The sequence below is a fragment of the Vibrio sp. HM8-C genome (genome assembly GCF_058630515.1).
In genome coordinates, this window is the sequence record NZ_JBMMKS010000013.1 from 43446 (window position 1) to 64572 (window position 21127).

A 21127-nucleotide genomic window follows, 5' to 3' on the forward strand; every position below is an offset into this window, starting at 1 on the left:
GATTGGGTTTAGAGATATACTGCCGAGTGTAAAGCACTCGATTGCATATTATTCTGTTGGCTAAACTGTTAGTAACGAGAATCTCATCTCCTCTACATCGCTATTCATCTTCCTTCACCATGAAAACTGCCTTTCAGTGATGGTTAGATGCAGCTCACACACTGCAGTGATGTTTCGATTAATGAGATGAAAACTAATAACTATAAGGATCTTCAATGTATAAAAAATTTGAAAGCTTCACAGAAGCCTTCCCTCAAAAAGAACCAGACAGACCACCTAACACGCTACTCGCATTCTGCCTGCACTACACAAAAGGGTTTGAAAAGCCACTGATGTTACTGGCGTTAATGAGTACTACGATTGCCATCATTGAAGTGTCACTTTTTGGCTTCATGGGGCAATTGGTTGACTGGCTTTCATCGAGCAATCCTGAAACGTTTTTAGCCGATAACAAAGACACCTTGATCGGTCTATCTGTGCTCATCTTGGTTGCGATGCCTATTTTAATTAGCTTTTATTCGCTGGTGATTCATCAAACCATGCTTGGCAACTATCCAATGTCGATACGCTGGCTGGCTCACCGCTATTTGCTAAAGCAAAGCCTCTCTTTCTATCAGGATGAGTTTTCTGGTCGTATCGCGACCAAAGTCATGCAGACTTCTCTGGCGATTCGCGAAACCGTAATGAAAACGCTCGACGTATTTGTTTACGTAGCGGTGTATTTTACGGCGATGGTGGTGATGTTGGCTCAGGCAGACTGGCGTTTAATGATGCCAATGCTGATATGGCTGGTTGCGTATGTCTCAATCCAGCTCTACTTCGTACCACAACTAAAAAGCGTATCTTCAGAGCAAGCCGATGCTCGTTCCCAAATGACTGGGCGTATTGTCGATAGCTATACCAATATCGCAACAGTGAAGCTGTTTTCACACAGTAAACGGGAAACTGAATACGCAGAAGAGGGTATGGGCAACTTCCTTGATACCGTGTATCGACAAATGCGTTTGGTCACTGGTTTCAACATTTGTGTGGAGTTAGCTAACTACATTCTGGTGTTTGTGATTTCGGCTATGTCTATCTATCTGTGGATGCAGGGAGCAATTTCTGTTGGTGCGATTGCAATCGCTATAGCACTGGCGCTGCGTATTAACGGTATGTCGAAGTGGATCATGTGGGAAGTAGGCGGTCTGTTCGAAAACATGGGCACCGTGGTTGATGGTATGCAAATGCTTTCTAAGCCGATTGATATCCAAGACAACAAAGACGCTAAAGACCTCGTGGTGACTAAAGGTGGAATCGAGTTTAACGACGTTAGTTTCCACTATGGTGAAAACAAAGGCGTGATTGACCACTTGAATCTGCATATCAAACCCGGCGAGAAAGTCGGCTTGGTTGGGCGCTCCGGAGCGGGTAAATCCACTCTGGTTAACCTGCTTTTGCGCTTCCATGATGTTGAGAGTGGTGAGATAAAAATCGACGGTCAGGTGATTTCAACAGTTACTCAGGATTCATTGCGCAGCGCAATTGGCATGGTGACTCAGGACACTTCGCTACTGCACCGCTCTATACGCGATAACATCCTATACAGCAGACCTGACGCAACCGAAGAAGATCTGCTAAAAGCGACCAAACAGGCACACGCTCACGAGTTTATTACGGACTTAACCGACCCTCATGGCAATACAGGCTATGACGCTCAAGTGGGTGAACGCGGAGTGAAGCTTTCAGGCGGTCAACGTCAACGTATCGCAATATCGAGAGTATTACTTAAAGATGCGCCACTACTGGTGTTGGATGAAGCGACTTCAGCATTGGACTCAGAGGTTGAGGCAGCCATTCAGGAAAGTCTGCTTGAGTTAATGGATGGCAAAACAGTTATTGCGATCGCTCATCGCCTGTCCACCATTGCCGCTATGGATAGATTGATAGTTTTAGATGACGGTAAGATTATTGAGCAAGGCACGCACCATGAGCTTATCGAGCAAGATGGCATTTATGCACATCTCTGGGCGCATCAAACTGGTGGTTTCATTGGCTGTGATGAACTTGAAGAAGAGAACGTTGCCTGAAGCCTCAGTCTCACTGAGCTAAACAAAATAGCGAATAACAACTAAAGTTAAAGAGCCAGCCATAAGGTGAAATCCTTAAAGGCTGGCTCTTCTCTTTTCACGTCGATGAAATTCTCTTAAAATTCTGCCAATTTCTGTTTTAGCTAAATGAATCTCATCGATCATGAATAAAAGTCTTATCACTAACATTATCTCACTCGTGCTACTGGCAGTGGGCTACGCCACACAAAACCAGTTTGCTTTGTATGCAGGATTGTTCGCTTTTTCAGGCGCAATTACTAACTGGCTTGCCATTCACATGCTGTTTGAAAAGGTTCCCGGATTATACGGTTCGGGTGTTATTCCGGCTCGATTTGAAGCATTTAAAAATGCGATTAAAACCCTGATGATGGAGCAGTTCTTTACTGACACCAATATCGATCGTTTCCTTAATCAAGAACTCAGCGGCAAACAGCCACTCGATTTAACGCCAATCATCGCCAAAGTGGATTTCAATCCAAGCTTTGACAAGCTGGTAGATGTGATTGCGAACTCTCAATTTGGTGGCATGCTGGCGATGTTTGGTGGCACTGAAGCACTTCAGCCGATGAAGCAGCCATTTGTTGAGAAGATGCAAGAATCTATGGTGGAAATCAGCCAGAGCGAATCGGTGAAAAACGCACTCAAAGAGCAGCTAGAATCGCCAGCAATGCTTGATGAAATCAAAACCAACATCGAGGGCATTATCGACCAACGCTTGAGCGAGTTAACGCCGCAACTGGTCAAAGAGATGGTGCAAAAGATGATCAAAGAACACTTAGGATGGCTGGTTGTTTGGGGCGGTATTTTCGGTGGTGTGATTGGATTGATTTCTACTTTCATCGCATAAGTGGCCACAGCATCAGAAGTATCAAAAAAAACTCCCAAGCAAGCTGAGCTTCTTGGGAGTTTTTATTTCATTCATTCGCTACGTTTTAAGCGGTGAAGATTTAAGCGCCGATAATGCCGCCATCTTCACGCGTAATCATCATAATGGTTGAACGAGGTTTGGAGTTGCCGCCTGCAGGGAAGTTCGACGCTTGCAATTCTTCGCCCGGATGCTGAACGCCAATAAACATAGTTTTCTGATCGGCAGAGAATGTTAAACCTGTGATTTCACAAGCCACTGGACCGGTTAGGAAACGGTGTACTTCGCCCGTGATTGGGTCACCACACAACATTTGGTTGTTGCCCTGCCCTTCAAACTCACCCTTATTCGAGTAGTTACCGTCTGTTTGAATCCACAGACGACCTGCTTTATCAAAACCAATTCCATCAGGGCTGTTAAACATGTTGTTGGCATTGATGTTTTCACTGCCTGCGTACAAGTTACCCTGATTAACCGTTGGGTTACCTGCAATCAGGTATAAATCCCATGCAAACATCTCAGCTGTGTGATCGCCTTTGACTGGCATCCAACGCACAATCTGTCCGTAATTATTTTTCTCACGTGGGTTTGGACCACCAACAGGCTGACCTTCTTTGCCACGGTTTTTGTTGTTCGTTAGTGTACAGAACACGTATTCATTGTTTGGATGAACGGCAACCCACTCTGGGCGGTCCATGGTTGTTGCACCAACTTGAGTCGCAGCACGACGAGCAAAAATCAATACTTCTGCCTGACTGTTAAAACCGTTTTCTGGTATTAAGCCATTCTTGCCAAACGTCAGTTCTAACCAACGCCCCTGACCTTTCAACGCCTTATCTTCCATATCGAACTGAGCCACATACAAGGTACCTTCTTCAAGCAAATCACGGTTTGCTGCGTCATTACCTTTTTGGTATTTGTTTTTCGATACGAAGCGGTACAGATGTTCACCACGTTCATCATCACCCAGATAGACTACAACGTGGTTGTCTTTGTTAATGGTTAACGCTGCGTTTTCATGTTTGAAGCGACCAAGAGCAGAGCGCTTGAGAGGCGTTGAATTTGGATCATTCGGGTCAATTTCCACAACCCACCCATGACGGTTTGGTTCGTTCGGGTTCTTAGTCACGTCAAAACGTTCATCAAACTTTTGCCATTGGTAGTCACTTGGCTTTGCTGAAATGCCGTAGCGTTTCTGTTCAGCATTGACACTGCCTTCTGTATTCGCGCCAAAGAAGCTGTTGAAGTTCTCTTCACACGTTAGGTAAGTACCCCAAGGTGTTTGACCGTTCGCACAGTTGTTAAACGTACCCTTCGGCACAGTGCCTGAAGGATCTGCCGCTGTTTTTAACAGATCATGACCAGCGGCTGGACCTGTCATTTTCATTTGTGTATTTGCAGTAATACGGCGGTTGCGTTTGCCGTTACGGTCAATCATCCACTGACCATCTTTACGCACGATTTCGACAATCGTGTTACCCACAGCCGCCTGCGCTTTTAGCACATCGTCTGCGGTCATGTTCTTGCCTTGATGATCAAACAAATATTCGTAGTTGGTATATTCATTGTTGATCGCCAATACTGCGCGATCTTCACTGATTGGGAATAGACTCATGCCGTCGGTGTTGTCACCAAACTGAAGTGCTTGAGCCGCTGATTGCTGCTTACCACTTGGGTCAAATTCTGGTGCATTAGCGAAAATTGGATCGCCCCATGAGATAAGTGGAGTGGCTTTATAGCCTTTTGGCACAACTACCGTATCAGCGGTTGATGCTGGTACTGGCTCAAATTTTAACAACGACGATGTCGGTTTTGCTGCTACAGCTTTAGCTACTGGGTTAAGCGCCAAAAATGCACCTGCACTCACTGCTGCTGTTCCAGTTAGGAAACCACGGCGAGACAATCTCGCTTCGATCATTTCACTGAACTGAGAATCTTGCTCATCACGATTCCACATTGGAGACTCCTTGACTTTAATAGTTATTGCTTCGTTGCAACTTAGATTTCTAAGATTCAGGAGCTTAGCTTTCAAATGTGACTAAAAGGTGAACGATATGTTTCTAAGCGATGACAGGAGCAACTAAATTTGAGAACCACGCCCGTTCACATTTCCTTTATTTTCCTTATACTCAATAACAGTAACCACATTTTTATTGCCGTTATTTCCTACCCACGTTAGTGAATTTATTAGTAGGAACTCTTATGTATAAACCAGAGTTAAACGGACAAAACGAAACAATAAAATCAGAACCTAAAACCTAACCTCCCCAAAAGGGTATTAAGAGGTCACTATGAACGTGGTTATTGACGGGGTTTCCTACGCCTATGAGGCAGGGAGCACTGTATTTCAATTCATGAAATCTAAAGGGATAGACATCCCTAGTCTTTGCGCTGCCAGCCATCAACAAAACAAGCAACCTTGTGGATTATGCGTCGTAGAAATCGACGGACTAGGCACCGTACGCTCGTGTGAACAAGAACTCACACCAAATATGCACATTAAAACGCATACAGATTCTCTGAAAACACAGCGCCATCAAGCATTAAAAAGAATTTTGTCTGACCACAACGCCGACTGTGAAGCACCGTGTCAAGTTGCATGCCCAGCTCATGTGGACATTCAAACATATTTGCACCACATCGCTAAAGGCGAACCACAAAAAGCCATCGAAGTCATTAAAAAGCACTTACCGCTTCCTGCATCTATTGGTCGAGTGTGTCCCGCTTTCTGTGAATCCGAATGTCGCCGTAGTGTGGTTGATGAACCTATCGCGATACGCCATTTAAAACGTCACGCTGCAGACATTGATTTAGACGCGACACCTTACCAAGCTGCAATCCAGCCAAGTAATGGTAAGAAGGTGGCGATTGTCGGCGCGGGTCCCGGTGGATTGGCGTGCGGCTACTATCTGAGCTTATTGGGCTTTTCAACTTCAGTGTATGAAGAGATGCCCAAAGCAGGCGGCTGGCTACGTTACGGCATTCCAGAATATCGCTTACCAAAAGACGTTCTTGATAAAGAAATCGAGCTACTCACTCAAACCGGTATGCAAATTCATTGCAATCAGAAAATTGGCGAGAATTACACCCTCGCTCAACTAGAAGACGATTATGACGCCGTTTGTCTCGCGATTGGCGCTAGTCTAGCGGTGAGCAGTGATTACCCTGGCAGTAACTTAGGCGGATGCTATTTGGGGGTCGATTATCTAAAAGATGCTGCAATCGATCGCAAATTAACAACCGGCAAACGTGTCGCTATTATTGGTGGCGGTAACACGGCTATTGACTGTGCTCGTACCGCATTGCGTCTCGGAGCTAAAGTAACGCTGATTTATCGCCGTACCATGGCTGAAATGCCAGCAGAAGAGTATGAAATTGAAGAAGCGAGACACGAAGGCGTTACTTTCCAGTTCCTAGCCAACCCAATTGAAAATCTTGCTGATAAAAACGGGCATGTGCGAGCTGTAAAACTTGAAAAAATGATGCTGGGTCAGCCAGATTCTTCCGGCCGTAGACAACCAATTCCAACTGGTGAAGTGGTTGAGATGAAATTTGATACGGTCATCTCAGCGATTTCACAACGATCAGATACGGTACTTATTGCGGGAGCAGACCTGCCATTAACTCGTCGCGGCACAGCAGACGTCACCGAAGAGACCATGCACCACGCACGAAATGTCTTTTCGATTGGTGATTTCAGACGAGGACCAGCAACGGCCATTGAAGCGATTGCTGACGGCAAACGCGCCGCTGAAGCGATTGCTGAAAAACTTCTGCTTGGTGGCATCGCGCCTAAGCCTCACCAGTTTAGTAGCAGAAAAGAGCCATCTCTTAGTCGGGTAAAACAGATTGAATATCGCCTAGAAGCAGTAAAACGCAGAATCGAATTCCCGCATTTGTCCGAGTCAGAATCAACCACCAGCTTTAACGAAGTGGAACTGGATGCCGGTATTGAAGCATCCATGCAGGAAGCTCAACGCTGCTTAGAATGTGGCTGCCAAGCCAGTACTCAGTGCGATCTGCGTGATTACGCCAGTGAATATAAAGTCACTCACGAAGACGTTGAGTGTTCATCAGGTAAACATCGCTTCCCAGTGGATAAAAGCAGTGAGTTCATTGTCTTTGATGCGAACCGCTGTATCAGTTGTGGCTTGTGTGTACAAACTTGCCAAGAAGATACTCAACACGGAGTACTGCAATTTACAGAAGGCACGTTGCGCCCTCAATTCGCTAACGGTGAATCTATGGGAGGCTCTAACTGCGTGCAGTGTGGCGCTTGTGTCCAAGTCTGCCCAACGGGTGCTCTGGCAGACAAACGAGACAAATCCTATTCACGAGTAGAGATTCTCAAACCGGTGAAAACCGTCTGCACCTATTGTGGTGTCGGTTGTAACGTCGTGTTGTATGTGGATGAGAAAGCGAATAAAGTTCGCTACGTAGAAGGGGATAAAAGCTCGCCAGTCAACCAAGGCATGTTATGTGTGAAAGGTCGTTTCGGATTTGACTTCATTCATAGCCCAGAGCGGCTAACTCAACCTTTGATTCGTCAAAATGGAAAGTTAGTACCCACTTCTTGGGAGAATGCTATTGAGACTATCGCTAAACGCTTTACTGAACTGAAACAACAACATGGTAGCAACGCGTTGGGCGGGTTCTCCTCTGCGAAAACCACCAACCAAGATAACTATCTATTCCAAAAGCTAATCCGTCGTGAATTTGGCACCAATAACGTCGACCACTGTGCGCGCCTTTGTCATGCTTCAACCGTAACAGGTTTAGAGGCATCGATTGGTAGCGGCGCTATGACCAACGATATCGCCAGCATTGAGCATTCAGATGTGATTTTTGTTATCGGCTCGGATACTACTTCGGCTCACCCAATCATCGCATCTCACCTCCAACAAGCCGTGAGCCGTGGTGCGAAACTGATTGTGGCAGACCCGAAACGTATCGGTATGGCAGATGTCGCAACCCTACATGTTCAGCAACGTCCGGGTACAGACGTAATGCTGCTTAACGGTGTGATGCAACAGATCATTCAAAACGCCTGGTATGACAAAGATTACATTCGCGAGCGCGTTGACGGCTTTGATGACTTAGTGATGGAAGTAATGTCCGATGCTTACCTGCCTGAAAAAGTAGAACTGGTCACAGGGGTTAAAGCACAAGACATCAAGCGAATGGCTGAGATGATCGGCACAGCCAAAGTCACTGCGGTTTATTACGCGATGGGTATCACCCAGCACACCACAGGTCACGATAACGTACGCTCTATTGCAAACTTACAAATGCTGTGCGGCAACATCGGCGTTGAAGGCGGTGGTATCAACCCACTGCGCGGTCAATCCAACGTTCAAGGCGCTTGTGACATGGGCGCATTGCCAACGGATTACCCGGGTTATCAGAAAGTACTCAATCCTCTGGTGCAAACCAAATTCGCCAAAGCTTGGCAAGCAGACCATCTCTCTACCGAAAATGGTTTAACTCTGACAGAGATGATTGATGCAGCGTACCGTAAAGAGCTTCGCGGTTTGTACGTTATGGGTGAAAACCCTGTGCTTAGTGATCCAAACCAAGCGCATGTAATAGAAGCACTGAAAGACCTCGATTTTCTGGTGGTTCAGGACATCTTCTTATCAGAAACCGCGGAGCTTGCGGATGTAGTATTGCCTTCTGCCTCTTTTGCAGAAAAACACGGACATTTTACCAATACGGAAAGGCGCGTTCAGGCACTCTCTCCTGCAATTGAATCACCGGGTGAAGCGAAACAGGACTGGTGGATCATCACTCAAATCGCCAACACCATGGGCGGCGACTGGCACTACCAAAGCGTTGAACAAATCAATGCTGAGATGTGCGAAGTAACGCCTCAGTATGCAGGAATTACCTGGGATAAAGTGGGTAGCGAAGGTGTGCAATGGCCGTGTAACGACCAAGCGCCAAACGGCACGCGCATTATGCACCAAAGCACGTTTAAACGCGGGCGTGGTGAAATGGTTGCAGTACCTTTTATCTATGCCGCAGAAATGCCAGATAATGAATTTCCATTGATTCTGACCACTGGTCGCTTACTTGAACAGTTCCACACAGGCACCATGACTCGTAAAACCCAAGGACTCGACAAATTAGCGGGTCCACGAATTATGATCAGCGTTCAAGACGCAGAAAAAATGGCTATCAAAAACAGTGAGACAGTGCGCCTATGCTCTCGCCGAGGCGTTATTGAGGCTCCCGCCTTTGTAACCAAACGAATGCAAGAGGGAGTGGTTTTTGTTCCGTTCCATTTTGCAGAAGCACCAGCTAACAGGCTCACATCCGAAGCGAGAGATCCTTACGCTAAAATACCGGAGTTCAAGGTATCTGCGGTAAGGCTAGAAAAAATTGAGCAAACAAGTAAAAAGATGCCGAAAGTACCATTGAAAGAATAATCTACGTCTATACTTAGTTAGGAAACACCCTCCATTAACTGGCTCTAAAAAGCAAAAACCACTCTATCGCTAGAGTGGTTTTTTCTCATCGGATTCTCGTCGAATATAGATTAAGCAGCGTGAATGATATCTGGAGATAGAGAACAAAGTTCGTCGACGATTTCTTTGGTTTGTTTTGAATAAATCAGTTTATCTTTCGAGCCAACCAACTGTACCAATTTGACTTTTTTAGACAAAATCGCATGTCTTAAAATTCTCAGCACCATTTGATTGTCCAACACATCATCATCAGCCAATCCAGTACTTGGTACCAACGAAGCCAAATCAATATTGAGCACTAGCTGATCGCAGTGATCCATAAAGTGATTTAGCTGATTTTTTAGCTGTGTGCGATGACGGAAACTGCATTCGTCCGAACTCAACCAATCGCATCCTAAGTCTTCGGCATACTCCAATACTTGATGCGAAGTACGTTTGACATCTGCGCCAATGAAAAAAGCTCTGCTGTTTTGAAAACGCGACAACATAAAGTGGAATACAGAACCCAAAGTTGGTTCAAGGGACTGTTTTAACTCAAAACCGTGACCGATATGAATAACGCCAATCTCTTCGTTGTCCAGCGCTAACACGGGCATTGCTTTAAGCAGCAACTCATGGCAGTTCGCCAAAGTTACTGGTACAGAACAGAGCGCAAAATTGCGACTCAGTAGTTCTGAATAACCCGAGTCTTGATGATCTTGCACTACGAAATGACCAGCATCACTGTAGTTAAGATTTGATTGCTGTTTATAAAGCCACTCTGAAGATAACTCTAAACTCTGCTGAGCAAATTCAAACTCTACCTGTGTCATAGGTTTTACACGTTCGCAAACCGTTAGGAAAGTGAACGGAGAGATCGTATGTACCGCGCTGCGGTTTAAACGATAGCGTTTGAATAAACTCAACATGATGATTACCTCTCTGGTGGCAACGCGCGAGCGGCCTGTAACACATGCAAAATGATTCGCTGTTTATTAGCATCTACGCGATGGGCAGGAGCCATAACTGTAATCGCGCCAATCAATTTGCTTCCTTTCATCACCGGAGCACTGATCCCTGAAACACCCGGATCAATCTCAGAAGTACTCACGGCATATCCTCGTTGCCGTATTTTTTCCAACTCAACTTGCCACTTGTCCAATTGCTCTTCTTGCCCGAAGTATCGCAATATTTTTTCACAACGCTGAGTTGGCATAAAAGCCAGCATAGCTTTGGATGAGGCGCCACGAAGCAGGGGTTGACTTTGACCCTGGACGTAGCTGCATCGAAGCGCCTGCATACTTTCTTTCTGGATGACACACAGTGCTCGATAACCTACCGGCACCATGAATGCAGCCATTTCACCTGTCTGTTTCTGTAACCGAGTGAGTACCGCATCCACTTCGTCTAAGTTGTGTTGGCTGGTCTCATAGCTGTGCATTAACAACAACGCCGCCGGACCGATGATCAAGGTTTTGTCATACGGACTCTCCTCAATCAAACTCCACTCTTTCAACAGCTTTAAGTGTCGATAGAGACTACTTAAAGGGACTTGTAATTGTTCACTCAGCGTTTTTGCTGAAACAGGTTCACTGTTTACTGCCACTTGCATCAATAGCTGCAGTGACTTTTCGTTCACCTGATTGGAAGACAGTTTTAATTCATTCATGGGATTGTTTTAGCCTTTAAAAGTAAACGCCTCAAACTCAGATTCTTATATAACGAGAATCTAATTCAAATTAAAGCATTACATTCTCACTTGGTGAGAATGTTGCAAAATAAAAGCAGATTTAACACCAATCGCAATTTCTATGTAACGCTCAGATGACTGCTTGCATTTAGCGCCAACTATCGGCAACCTCATGACTTCCTAGCTTAAAACTAAGTTGGCGCATCAAGGACTCTTTAAATGAAACTAATCAAACCACTCTCGTATTTTCTCGCTATCGCATTCAGTGCTACAGCCGCAGCCAAAGTAACTCTCGAAGTTCCTAGCTCTATCGATGTATTAGTGGTGAATGGCGCAAAACCAAAAACGTCTGGCAGCTTATTTTCTTCAACAAAAAACCTTGAATTAGAAGATGGGCAAAACCAAATCGTCTTTCGTTTTGAGCCATTTTTTAATGAAGGGAATGACCGAGTTATCGTTGAAAGCGACGTGGTAATAGCTAAATTTACCGCGCAAGATAAAGAACTGACTTTCTCATTACCTGATTATCGCGATGCAAAAGCTGCAAAAGACAATATCAAGTCATTCGAATGGTCATTAATCGATAAAAGCGGCGTTGCCGTGAATATCGACCAAGACCGTTTGATTAAGAAGGGCATGCAACTGGGTCGTAACTACCCTCAAGAAACCATTGAGTACAACCGCACAGGCGCAGTAGCTTCAGTGTCCAACGGTACTGATTACTCACCGGCAATGACAGATGGCACTACAGCAGAAGAAATGCTGCATTTCTGGTACAACAAAGCGGACGAAAAAACTAAAGCTCGATTCAAAGACTACGTTAACGCCCAGTAACCCAACCCGGCGAGCTCTCTTGAATAGAGAGCTCGTAATACTCTTTATCGCTCTTCGCTATCACTTCAAACACTTTGCTATCTAGACGCCCACAGCTCACCTCGTGAGACATAATGTGCATCACTTCTTCCAGCGTCATTCGTCCGCGATAAGGTCGAGCCTGAGTCAAAGCCTGAAACACATCCGCGACAGCAATTATGCGTGAAGGTAAATCGATTTCAGCGCCTTGTAAGCCTTTCGGATAGCCTGAACCGTCTAAGCGTTCATGATGGTTTCCAGCCCAATCACACACCGCTGATTGACCAAACATCATTTGTAGCGTGTAACGAGAGTCGGTTGAGTGACGCTGAATACACAGATATTCACTCTCATTCAATTTTCCCGGTTTATGCAGAATATCTTCCGGCGTATGCAGCTTGCCAATATCGTGCACCAGTCCAGTTAAATAGAGAGCCTTTTGCATCTCGGAATCTAAACCCATTTGATGCGCTAAGCTATGGCAGATCTCAGCCACTTTCTGCGAGTGATAAAACGTAAACTGACTCTTCGCATCGACGATGTTTGCCATCAACATCGCAATGGCAACGATATCTTCAACAGCCAAAGTTTGTTCGAAAAATGGAATAGACGGAAGGTTATGGCCAAGAGCTTCAATGTGATGATATTCCATCGAGAACCAGATGAACTCTTTACTTAACAGAGCTTGCATTTGACGGACTAAATCTCGCTCAAACAAGGTGCCACTGAGTCGACCAATTTCAAGACAAACCTCGTTGCGCGCTTCCTGAGTCACGTTGCCAAATTCGTCTCGTGGATATAGTTCTTTAAGATAATCAACACGGTCTGCTAAGAAAATCAAAGCGGCAAACCGTTTATCTCTGTCTGAGATATCAATATTCTTGAGTTCTTCCCAAGGAGTATGGTGATAGAGAATAGCATCCGCGAAAATGGCCAGTGGTGGGCATTGAGACAAAAGCTCATGACCTCTACGGCAATGCTGACGCACATTTTGTGGCTGCATATTTTCCAACAGATTGTAGAAATCACTTTTTTGCGCGACACCACAATCGTGAATCAAGCCAAGTGAGAAAACCAACTGACACTCTTCTTCGCTCCATTCCATAGCTTTTGCGCAGGAATAAGCCATATAGCCTACCCTATGCCCATGATTGACATCATCAATGCCGATGGAGTCTAACGCTCTCGCGATACAAAAGAATGTTTGTCTTAAATTAACATGCCATTCGATTTTTACAGGTTTCATCATATGCAGCTCGTTTCTACTATTCCGATTGAATACTTCAAACCTAAATAAAATGTAGTAGATCAGAGTTCAGTTGTTAAACCAAAGTTCACTTAGTTTTTGCCAACTGTTAGGGCTTCCGCATAATCCAAAGTTTCAGAATTTTCCCCAATGGACAACTGATAACATTCGTGCGAATGGCGTTTTAAACAATCAAAAATTTCGCCGTCGAGCTGATTGTTTTCAACCAGAGTTTGGACAATTTCCAAAGCCTCATCCAAAGGCATACCGGCTCGATAAGGGCGTGATTGAGTCAGGGCTTGGAACACGTCCGACACCGCAATAATTCGACTTGGTCTGTCTAATTCGTGCGCCATTTTGCCAAGGGGATAGCCAGAACCATCCAAACGTTCATGATGATTCGATGCCCACTCTAAAATACGTTGAGAGCGAAAAATACCTTGTAGGATAAAACGCGTATCCGTGGCATGGCTCTTGATACAGGTGTACTCTTCAGACGTTAGTTTACCAGCTTTGTGCAACACTGAATCAGGAGTATAAAGTTTACCGATATCGTGAACTAAGCCTGCCAGGTAAAGCATTTTCTGCACTTTTGGCGAGTATCCAAGCTGCTTTGAAATGAACTGAGCAAGCTGAGCGACTTTGAGTGAGTGCTGAAACGTAAATGAGCTTTTAGCATCGACGATTTTTGCGAAAAACTCTGCAATTGCAATGGTGCCATCAAGGTCGATTCGTGCAGAAAAAAACGGTATAGGCTCCATTCGAAAATACATTTCTTCAATGTATCTCGGTTTCATCGAAAACCAGAAATCGTCTTTATCCACCAGCTCAGTCATATGCTGAACCATATTGGGCTCGAACACAGTATCAGCGTGATTCACCAGCTCATCACAGATGGCTTTCTTTTCTGTCGCAGATAAATTTCCAAATCTATCTTTCTTGTTTTGGCGATGAAGGTGATCTAATCGGTTAGCTAAAAACGTCAGTGATGCCAGTTGTTTATCTGTTTCCGATATCGTCAGATCTTTGAGCTCTTGCCAAGGTGTGTGGTGATACAAAATAGGGGTAGCAAAACAGGACAATGGCTGACACTCTTTGAGCAGCAAATATCCTTTTTCACAATGGCGAGAAAAACTGCCTGTTAAGCAATGTGGAAATAGTGGTAATAGATTGCTGGATTGTGTGCCTCCGCAATCGTGCATTAAACCGATTGAAAACGCCAACTGCGCTTGTTCTTCATCCCAACCCATAAAAGTTGCACATCGGTAAGCGATGTAAGCAACATTGTAACCGTGGTATGGGGATTCAAATTCCACCGCATCTAATGCTTGTGCGATACCTAACAACGCCTGACGCAAGTTTACTCTTGCATCTTCATTTGCCATATCCATATGAACGACTACATGTCTCACCTAAACTATAAGACTAGAAAATATAAATCAATGTGACTATTTTGTCCCTCATATATTTAAGGTTATCGAGCAAACGCTTAAAAATTGTGACACGTAATTTTCACAGGATGTCATATTGTTTTATATGCAACTTCACGTATCTAAAATTCGTGATCTAAATCCAACTTGATGCATATTAGCGAACGCTTAATCTAGAACCTGAAATGAATGAACTAGAGGGAAAGAGCCAGCACTCTTTCCCCTAATCAACTGACCACATATCATGGCACTCTATAAGATTTAAGCGCTTGCAGGCGCAAAGCTCTGACAGTTCTTCGGACACACTTTCGAACAAGCGACACAGCCAATACAATCTCCTGCATTTTTCAGCGTCATGACCATCATCACTTCATCGTCGTCAAAATAATCGTCGTCTTCGTCAATATCTTCGTTTTCAACCAAATCAAACACATCTCTTGAACAAACCTTGTAGCAGCGTCCACAACCGATGCAGTTTTGTTTGTCGATGGCCTGTATGAATTGCGGCACCCATTCATCACCGCCTTGGGTATAACCTACTCTATTACTCACCGTTCTCTTCCTTGTTGATATTTAAACATTCCTGTTCATGTCTTATTACATAAGCCATTATTACGTCAGCCATTGCTTGCAAAGTTCAGTGCCGCTACCACTCTTCATCCATCAGTTGGGATAAACGTTGCTGGCTATTTTCAGCCGTTTGCACATCTTCACGTTGCTTCATTGCCCTAGCCAACCAGCCAGAAGGCCCTTGCTGCAATTCTTGTTGCATTTCCGACAAGAGCTGATGAATGTCGTACCCCTGATGCACTTTGATTGGCTGGATACTCTGCTCAATAAGCTGCCTTATCGCAGCTGCCCCACATGCGTTACAAAACACCGCAGAACAATCCGCAAGATCATTGATTCGGCTTGGTAGTTTGTCGTGAACACGATCCGATACTGAATATTCAATGGCTTCAATCAAATGCCAGTCTTGTTCGCAGATGCCATAGATCAACATACCCAACGAACTGCCAAAGTGCTGATCAACGGTCTGTCTATCATGGGTCGCAAAGGCGACTTTCACTTTGAAGCTACTGGCATCTGGGCTCGGTTCGACGTGTAATCTGCGTTTTCTTATACTCATCGCGCCTCCTTAGAATCAAATCCAGCCATCTCGTTTTGCATGACTTCATGAGCTTCAAAGCGGTAAGCGCTGATATGAACGGGGACTTCATCTTTGTGATTACGTAATAGCAAATTGGCTAATGCAAACAGGCGCTCACGAATTCCCTCATAGCCAAACTGACGTATATCCATATTCCCGTACTGATCGTGGCAAGGATAACCAGCACGCAAAACCGGAACTAGCGGCTCACACATCTGCGCAGCATGAGTGTTACTGATCACCGCTTTCAGATGTGAGTTGTTCAGGTCAATCGCAGAGAGGTCGCCGATAACAATGTCATCCGCATCGATATCCGATAGATGAGGCGCATCAATTGTGGTGATCAGTTGAGAAATTCGGCCACCAACGGAGAGAAGCAATTCGGCGTAACCTTTCGCAAGGTCGGGTTCTAGCGCAATCACATACTCTTCTCGACTGAGCAGAAAATGAGTATCTAACATTGCATCTTGCACCCGTTGTCTGGCTCGAGTCATCCAACTCGGTACATCGTGTCCACTGATGCGGGATAAGGTCATCACGAGGTCATCCACCACATCCATATTCATACCCATCCCAAACGACTGATAAGGAATATCAAAACGCTGCTTGAGCCATTGGGCAAGATCAAGCAGACCATCACCCAGTACCAAAGTCATGATGCTATCAGACATCAATTCCACTTCCATCACTGACGTACCACCAGTGCTGGTTGCGTTGTATTCCGCTTCGTCCAAATGTCCATCAAGTGACAGAGATAAATCGGGTACGACAACCGCATCAAGCCCAAACGCTTCGACATATTGCTTGATGGTTTCAATGTCAGCTGCAGTCATCCCCAATGAACAAAGCACATTGACTTGTTGACGCTGGCGATGACGCAAGGTTGGAGGCTGAACAAGCTGCTTCACTACGCTTCTAACAGCTTCGCAAAAACCTGTTTGCATTGAGCCCACAAAATCAGGCGTTGCCATTGAGACGATACGGGTATTAGCAAACTGCGGATGGTTATGCTTGAAATCCGCGATCACCCGAAACAGATCACAGCCCTGCATCTCTGTCAGACCTGTCGTCATTACTGCAATAAGCTCTGGGCTTTGTTTTTCACACAGCAGTTGTAAAGCTTCGCTGAGGTTATCATCGCCGCCCATCACCGCTGAGACTTGGTCAATTGCTGTGTTTTGCAGAGGGATGGGCTCGCGCAAATGCTGAATCAAATAAACTTTGGCAAATGCACTGCATCCTTGAGCGCCATGCATTAAGGGAATAGACCGATGAAAACCGAGTGACGCCAGAGTTGCCCCTGTTGCAGGGCTGGTTTTCAAAGGCTGAGAAACCAAAGGAGAATTCATTTTTCTTACTTTCGCTTTTCTTTCAGTCACCATTTGAATCTCCTTACTTAGCATTCACAACAGCATTGTTTGAGGACAAGCTAGCCGATGATGCTTGCAGCGACCAAGGCGCATCGCTGCGAACTTTTGCCCAAATCGGCGCTTCTAAAGTGCGACACAGTTCCTGAGCAAGGGTGATCATTCCCTTATACCCCGCGTAGGCATGTTCACGTTCTTGGTTGATGTCGAGAAATGGCAGGCGCGCTTTTAACGCGGTGTACATGTTGCGGCCACCCGCAATCATGATGTCAGCGTTGTAACGATGATAGGTATCGAGAAGCAGTGACGCTCCGCCTTCATCAAGCATTAGAGCCTCTTCGCCCATGATATCCATAATGCGTTTCTTATCTGACTGAGTGGATTTACGCGTGCCTGTTGCAACACATTCCACGCCAAGCTCTTTTAGCGCACTAACGACCGACCAGGATTTCACCCCACCGGTATAAAGCAGTGCTTTTTTACCGTTAAGGCGTTCAACATAAGGCTTTAATGCTTCTCGAGTTTGGGCTTCTTCTCGGGCAATTAAAGCCTCCGTCTCTTCGATTAAACGCTCATCTTTGATTAAACGAGCGAATGAACGTAGCGCTGCAGATGTATCTTCAATGCCGTAAAAGCTGCCTTCAAACCAAGGAATATGCCATTTTTCTTCAAGTTTTCGGGCAACGTTGACTTGTGCTCGGGCGCAAACCACCATCGCCGCATCGGCGCGATGCATGGTTTGAATTTGATGAAACTGAGTGTCACCAGCCAAGCAACACAACACTCTCAAACCCAACTGTTCAAACAAAGGAGAAACATGCCAAAACTCACCGGCGATGTTGTATTCACCAATCAAGACAATGTCGTGCACGTGACGAGTTGCGTCATGCTTCATCAAAGGTTTCGGTGGTGGCTCTGCACTGCCGATGACCCGTTCAAACATCACATTACCCGCAATACGGTTGCCAAGATTTTTATTGCCATAGAAGCCTGCGGCATCAACAGGGATGACCGGTATATTCCAGCGATTTTTCGCCAACTGGCATATCGCTTCAATGTCATTGCCCTCTAGAGCCGGAACGCAGGTCATGTAGACAAACACTGCGGGCGGAGCGTGTTTTTCTATCAACTGTTTAATAGCGTGAAGCAATCGCTTCTCGGCTCGCCCCATAATCACGTCTTGTTCATTAAGATCGGTAGTAAAACCATAACGAAATAGATTTGTACCTGTTGCCCGCGTTCCTCGATTGTTCCAACTGTTTCCGGCACAGCCAATCGGACCGTGGACAATATGTCCAACATCGGCAATCGGTAACAAACTGATTTGCGCACCGTCAAAAGTACAGCCACCAGCCGTAGCACCCGGTTTGGAGCGACTGCAGCCACTCTTGCTGCCTGAGTTATGCTCACAGGCAGGTTCATCTTGTAATAGCTTGATTTCGGACTGCTTCATGGTGCCTCCAACTGTCTACATCTGACGATGTTGTTACATTCAATCCCTGAATGTCGTTTTAGGCAGAAGAGTTGCAATTAGAAAGCCAAAAATAACTTATTGATAAATTGAGCTTATTTAGAAAATGGGACGAATAATTGTCGTAAAACGGACAAAGCCAAACAGAAGGAGCGACAAAAAAGAAATAAACATGAACCTTAGGCTATGTTACCGTGAAATCGATTTTTAATTTGATGGAGATAGAGAATGAGCGGTAGTTGGGCTAACTTCTTTCCGTACTTTGCTGGAGCTTTGAAGATTATCGTATTGGGTATTGGTGGCTACTTAGCCATTAAGTGGCATTTTGATGAAGAAGCAAGGGTAAGAGAACAAGAAGGCGTCGTATTTGATAGATCAGGCTATATGAAAAAGATGGCGATGATACTAGCCTTTCTCGTTACTCTCGTGATTGTAGTCATTTATGCAACTAACTGGCTGCTCTACTAACGGGCTTTGTCGACAGTCTATGTCCAGCAAACTCCAATAATCTACTCAATACGTACCCTGCTCAAATACAAAGCCCTTGAAGAAAATAAAACAAAGAGCAAGGTAAAGCGGACATGGAGGTTATGTTAAAAGTTCTGAATTCCTACATCCAATAACGCGACAACTCTAATTCCTATCACTCTGATTCCTATAATGACCATTGGCAGGTTTTATTCACAATTTTCAACCCTTCACGCTTTGCCAGTCCTTGTATATTTTGTTTTTTAATAAACGAGATGACTGTGGCAGGATCGGTTTTAGATAATTCTCGCAAAGCCCATCCTATTGCTTTTTGAATAAAAAACTCGTTATCACGCTGATTTTCTTTGATTATTTCAAACAGTAGTTGGACATCAGTATTCTGTTTGAACTTGAGTTGATAGAGAATTGCCGTGCGTCTCAACCACATATTGTCAGCTTTACGCCATCGCTCAATGATCAAAGCCGTTTGTTCTGGGTAATTAATAAAAAGAGCTGCGACAATATGTGAAGCAAGCAAATCAACAGTATCCCACCATGATTTGGTTGTAATTAACCACTCAACGTCATCCAAGAATAACTCTGGTAACGCCTTCTTATATTTGATTAACAAATCGACGGCTACCATTTGAAACTCCCTTTCAGGAAGCAACCAGAGCTCCCGACAAACGCTCGGCACATCCTCTATGTGAGGCAACTGATTTTTCGAAAATAGAGGCTTTAGTGCGTCTCTTCTCTGCGGTGAACGAACTCCATAGAACTGAAATTGGTCACGCAGGTAGGCGCGCATTTGTGCTGCGTTTTCTTTATCACTTAATGGTTCAAGAACAGCTTTTACTGACATATTCCATGGGTGCATAGGTCAACCTTTCACGCTTTTACAGCATCTTGCTTTACCGGACGAACAATCAACCATACTGCTATTGCCACTATCAGTGAGCCTAAAATAAACCCTTGGCTAATTTCTTCATCAAGCACCACGAATCCCCATAAGATGGCGAATGGCGGAATTAAAAACGTTACTGTCATTGCTCGGAGCGGCCCGATGTCACTGATTAAGCGGAAAAACACTATGTAGGCACAAGCCGTGCAAATTACGCCAAGAGCGATAATACAGGCCCATACTTCGCCCTGCGCCCAGTTAATCGAGGTATCAGTAGTGCTGGTAAAAAGGAACAATGGCAACAGAAATGTGGTCGCTCCTATCTGGCTACCAAACGCAACGATTTTAGAATCCAAACCGCCTTGATTGTTGATCCATTGGCGGGTAAGAAAACCAGACACCGCATAACAACTCGTTGCAACCAGACAAGCAAGACCGCCAAATATCAACGCTTGTGTCGATTCCGCCTCACCAAAGGTCGTGATAATGGTAATTCCCACTGCGCCAAGAATGACTGCCGCCCACTTACTGATAGTCAGTTTCTCGGCAAAAAAAGAGAATCCAATTAGCGCTCCCATTAAAGGTGTAGTGGCATTGAGTACCGCAGAATAGCCGGCAGGTAGCCATTGCGCCGCGATGCAGTACATCATGAACGGCACACCAGAATTAATGATTCCAAGCGTAAAACACGCGCGGAATTTACCTTCAAATCGAATCGGACATCTAAGCACCAACAAAATCGCAGCCAAACCGGCAAAGCCAAAAAACACGCGCAAAAATGCGCTATTAATGGCGCCAAACTCTGGAACCGTTATACGCATAAACAGAAAACTCGCACCCCAAATTGCCGCGAGAGCCAATAATCGAGTGTAATCAGATAACCGCATTTTTAATCCTATCGAATGCTGAGCAACTAAATTTGAAAGATTTATCTAGCTGCTATTTGATGTTGGAGCTCGGCGAGCGATAAATTCAGCGCAATCAAGCCGAATCGATGACAAGAGCTTAAATTAGAATGAGTCATTAACGAACAGGTATTTCTATCACAATTAACTATTTCTAATCTATGGCATTTTATAAATGAGAAAGCGCACTCTTTGCATGCTCAGAGGCGCTTTAAATAGATAGGGTTAGTACTGATTGTCCGTAAA

At 45.0% G+C, this 21127-nt stretch carries 16 protein-coding genes; 5 read left to right on the top strand and 11 right to left on the bottom strand.

Features of this window, described 5'->3' with window-relative positions; translation table 11 throughout:
* The first annotated feature begins 215 nt into the window (after positions 1-215).
* Positions 216-2069 (top strand): ABC transporter ATP-binding protein, encoded by a 1854-nt coding sequence (locus ACOSVQ_RS15055; RefSeq protein ID WP_491983323.1) that lies wholly within the window; start codon positions 216-218, stop codon positions 2067-2069.
* A 163-nt stretch (positions 2070-2232) separates the two neighbouring features.
* A complete protein-coding gene (locus ACOSVQ_RS15060) occupies positions 2233-2937 on the top strand; it encodes a DUF445 domain-containing protein (protein ID WP_165313383.1) in 705 nt (234 codons plus the stop codon).
* A 100-nt stretch (positions 2938-3037) separates the two neighbouring features.
* Here the strand turns inward: ACOSVQ_RS15060 and ACOSVQ_RS15065 are convergent, their stop codons facing one another.
* Entirely contained in the window at positions 3038-4912 is a 1875-nt protein-coding gene (locus ACOSVQ_RS15065; protein WP_491983324.1) for a PhoX family protein, read from the bottom strand.
* Between the two features lie 334 nt (positions 4913-5246).
* Between ACOSVQ_RS15065 and fdhF the strand changes: the two genes are divergently transcribed.
* The gene (gene fdhF / locus ACOSVQ_RS15070; RefSeq protein ID WP_491983325.1) at positions 5247-9383 is read left to right on the top strand and encodes a formate dehydrogenase subunit alpha; all 4137 of its coding nucleotides are present in this window, start codon (positions 5247-5249) and stop codon (positions 9381-9383) included.
* Between the two features lie 110 nt (positions 9384-9493).
* Here fdhF and ACOSVQ_RS15075 read toward each other — a convergent pair whose 3' ends face one another.
* Positions 9494-10330 (bottom strand): arginase, encoded by an 837-nt coding sequence (locus ACOSVQ_RS15075; protein ID WP_491983326.1) that lies wholly within the window; start codon positions 10328-10330, stop codon positions 9494-9496.
* A gap of 5 nt (positions 10331-10335) precedes the next feature.
* Positions 10336-11070, bottom strand: a complete 735-nt coding sequence (locus ACOSVQ_RS15080; protein WP_463597955.1) for an IclR family transcriptional regulator — start codon at positions 11068-11070, stop codon at positions 10336-10338.
* Between the two features lie 240 nt (positions 11071-11310).
* Here ACOSVQ_RS15080 and ACOSVQ_RS15085 point away from each other — a divergent pair, with 240 nt between their 5' ends.
* Positions 11311-11925 (top strand): DUF2057 family protein, encoded by a 615-nt coding sequence (locus tag ACOSVQ_RS15085; protein WP_491983327.1) that lies wholly within the window; start codon positions 11311-11313, stop codon positions 11923-11925.
* Here the strand turns inward: ACOSVQ_RS15085 and ACOSVQ_RS15090 are convergent.
* The 6 genes from ACOSVQ_RS15090 to nifE form a co-directional block, all read right to left on the bottom strand.
* Positions 11912-13189: an HD-GYP domain-containing protein gene (locus ACOSVQ_RS15090; RefSeq protein WP_491983394.1), complete on the bottom strand. Its 1278-nt coding sequence runs from the start codon at positions 13187-13189 to the stop codon at positions 11912-11914. The two genes, ACOSVQ_RS15085 and ACOSVQ_RS15090, sit on opposite strands and share 14 nt — an antisense overlap.
* A gap of 92 nt (positions 13190-13281) precedes the next feature.
* Positions 13282-14580: an HD-GYP domain-containing protein gene (locus ACOSVQ_RS15095; RefSeq protein ID WP_491983328.1), complete on the bottom strand. Its 1299-nt coding sequence runs from the start codon at positions 14578-14580 to the stop codon at positions 13282-13284.
* A 300-nt stretch (positions 14581-14880) separates the two neighbouring features.
* Positions 14881-15171 carry a ferredoxin III, nif-specific gene (gene fdxB, locus ACOSVQ_RS15100; RefSeq protein ID WP_491983329.1) on the bottom strand — a complete coding sequence of 97 codons (291 nt, stop codon included), beginning with the start codon at positions 15169-15171 and terminating at the stop codon, positions 14881-14883.
* Positions 15172-15265: 94 nt separating this feature from the next.
* The gene (locus ACOSVQ_RS15105; protein WP_491983330.1) at positions 15266-15748 is read right to left on the bottom strand and encodes a NifB/NifX family molybdenum-iron cluster-binding protein; all 483 of its coding nucleotides are present in this window, start codon (positions 15746-15748) and stop codon (positions 15266-15268) included.
* The gene (nifN, locus tag ACOSVQ_RS15110) at positions 15745-17151 is read right to left on the bottom strand and encodes a nitrogenase iron-molybdenum cofactor biosynthesis protein NifN (protein ID WP_491983331.1); all 1407 of its coding nucleotides are present in this window, start codon (positions 17149-17151) and stop codon (positions 15745-15747) included. Before nifN ends, ACOSVQ_RS15105 begins: the two co-directional genes overlap by 4 nt.
* Positions 17152-17161: 10 nt before the next feature.
* On the bottom strand, positions 17162-18589 hold the full coding sequence (nifE, locus tag ACOSVQ_RS15115; protein WP_491983332.1) for a nitrogenase iron-molybdenum cofactor biosynthesis protein NifE: 1428 nt from the start codon (positions 18587-18589) through the stop codon (positions 17162-17164).
* A 246-nt stretch (positions 18590-18835) separates the two neighbouring features.
* Here nifE and ACOSVQ_RS15120 point away from each other — a divergent pair, with 246 nt between their 5' ends.
* Complete coding sequence (locus ACOSVQ_RS15120) at positions 18836-19075, top strand: hypothetical protein (protein WP_491983333.1); 240 nt, start codon at positions 18836-18838, stop codon at positions 19073-19075.
* Positions 19076-19262: 187 nt separating this feature from the next.
* On the opposite strand, the gene ACOSVQ_RS15125 is transcribed toward ACOSVQ_RS15120, so the two are convergent.
* Together ACOSVQ_RS15125 and ACOSVQ_RS15130 are read right to left on the bottom strand one after the other, a co-directional pair.
* On the bottom strand, positions 19263-19952 hold the full coding sequence (locus ACOSVQ_RS15125; protein WP_491983334.1) for a DNA alkylation repair protein: 690 nt from the start codon (positions 19950-19952) through the stop codon (positions 19263-19265).
* 11 nt (positions 19953-19963) lie between these two features.
* Positions 19964-20863, bottom strand: coding sequence for a DMT family transporter (locus ACOSVQ_RS15130; protein WP_491983335.1), 900 nt, complete (start codon positions 20861-20863; stop codon positions 19964-19966).
* Between the last annotated feature and the right edge of the window lie 264 nt (positions 20864-21127).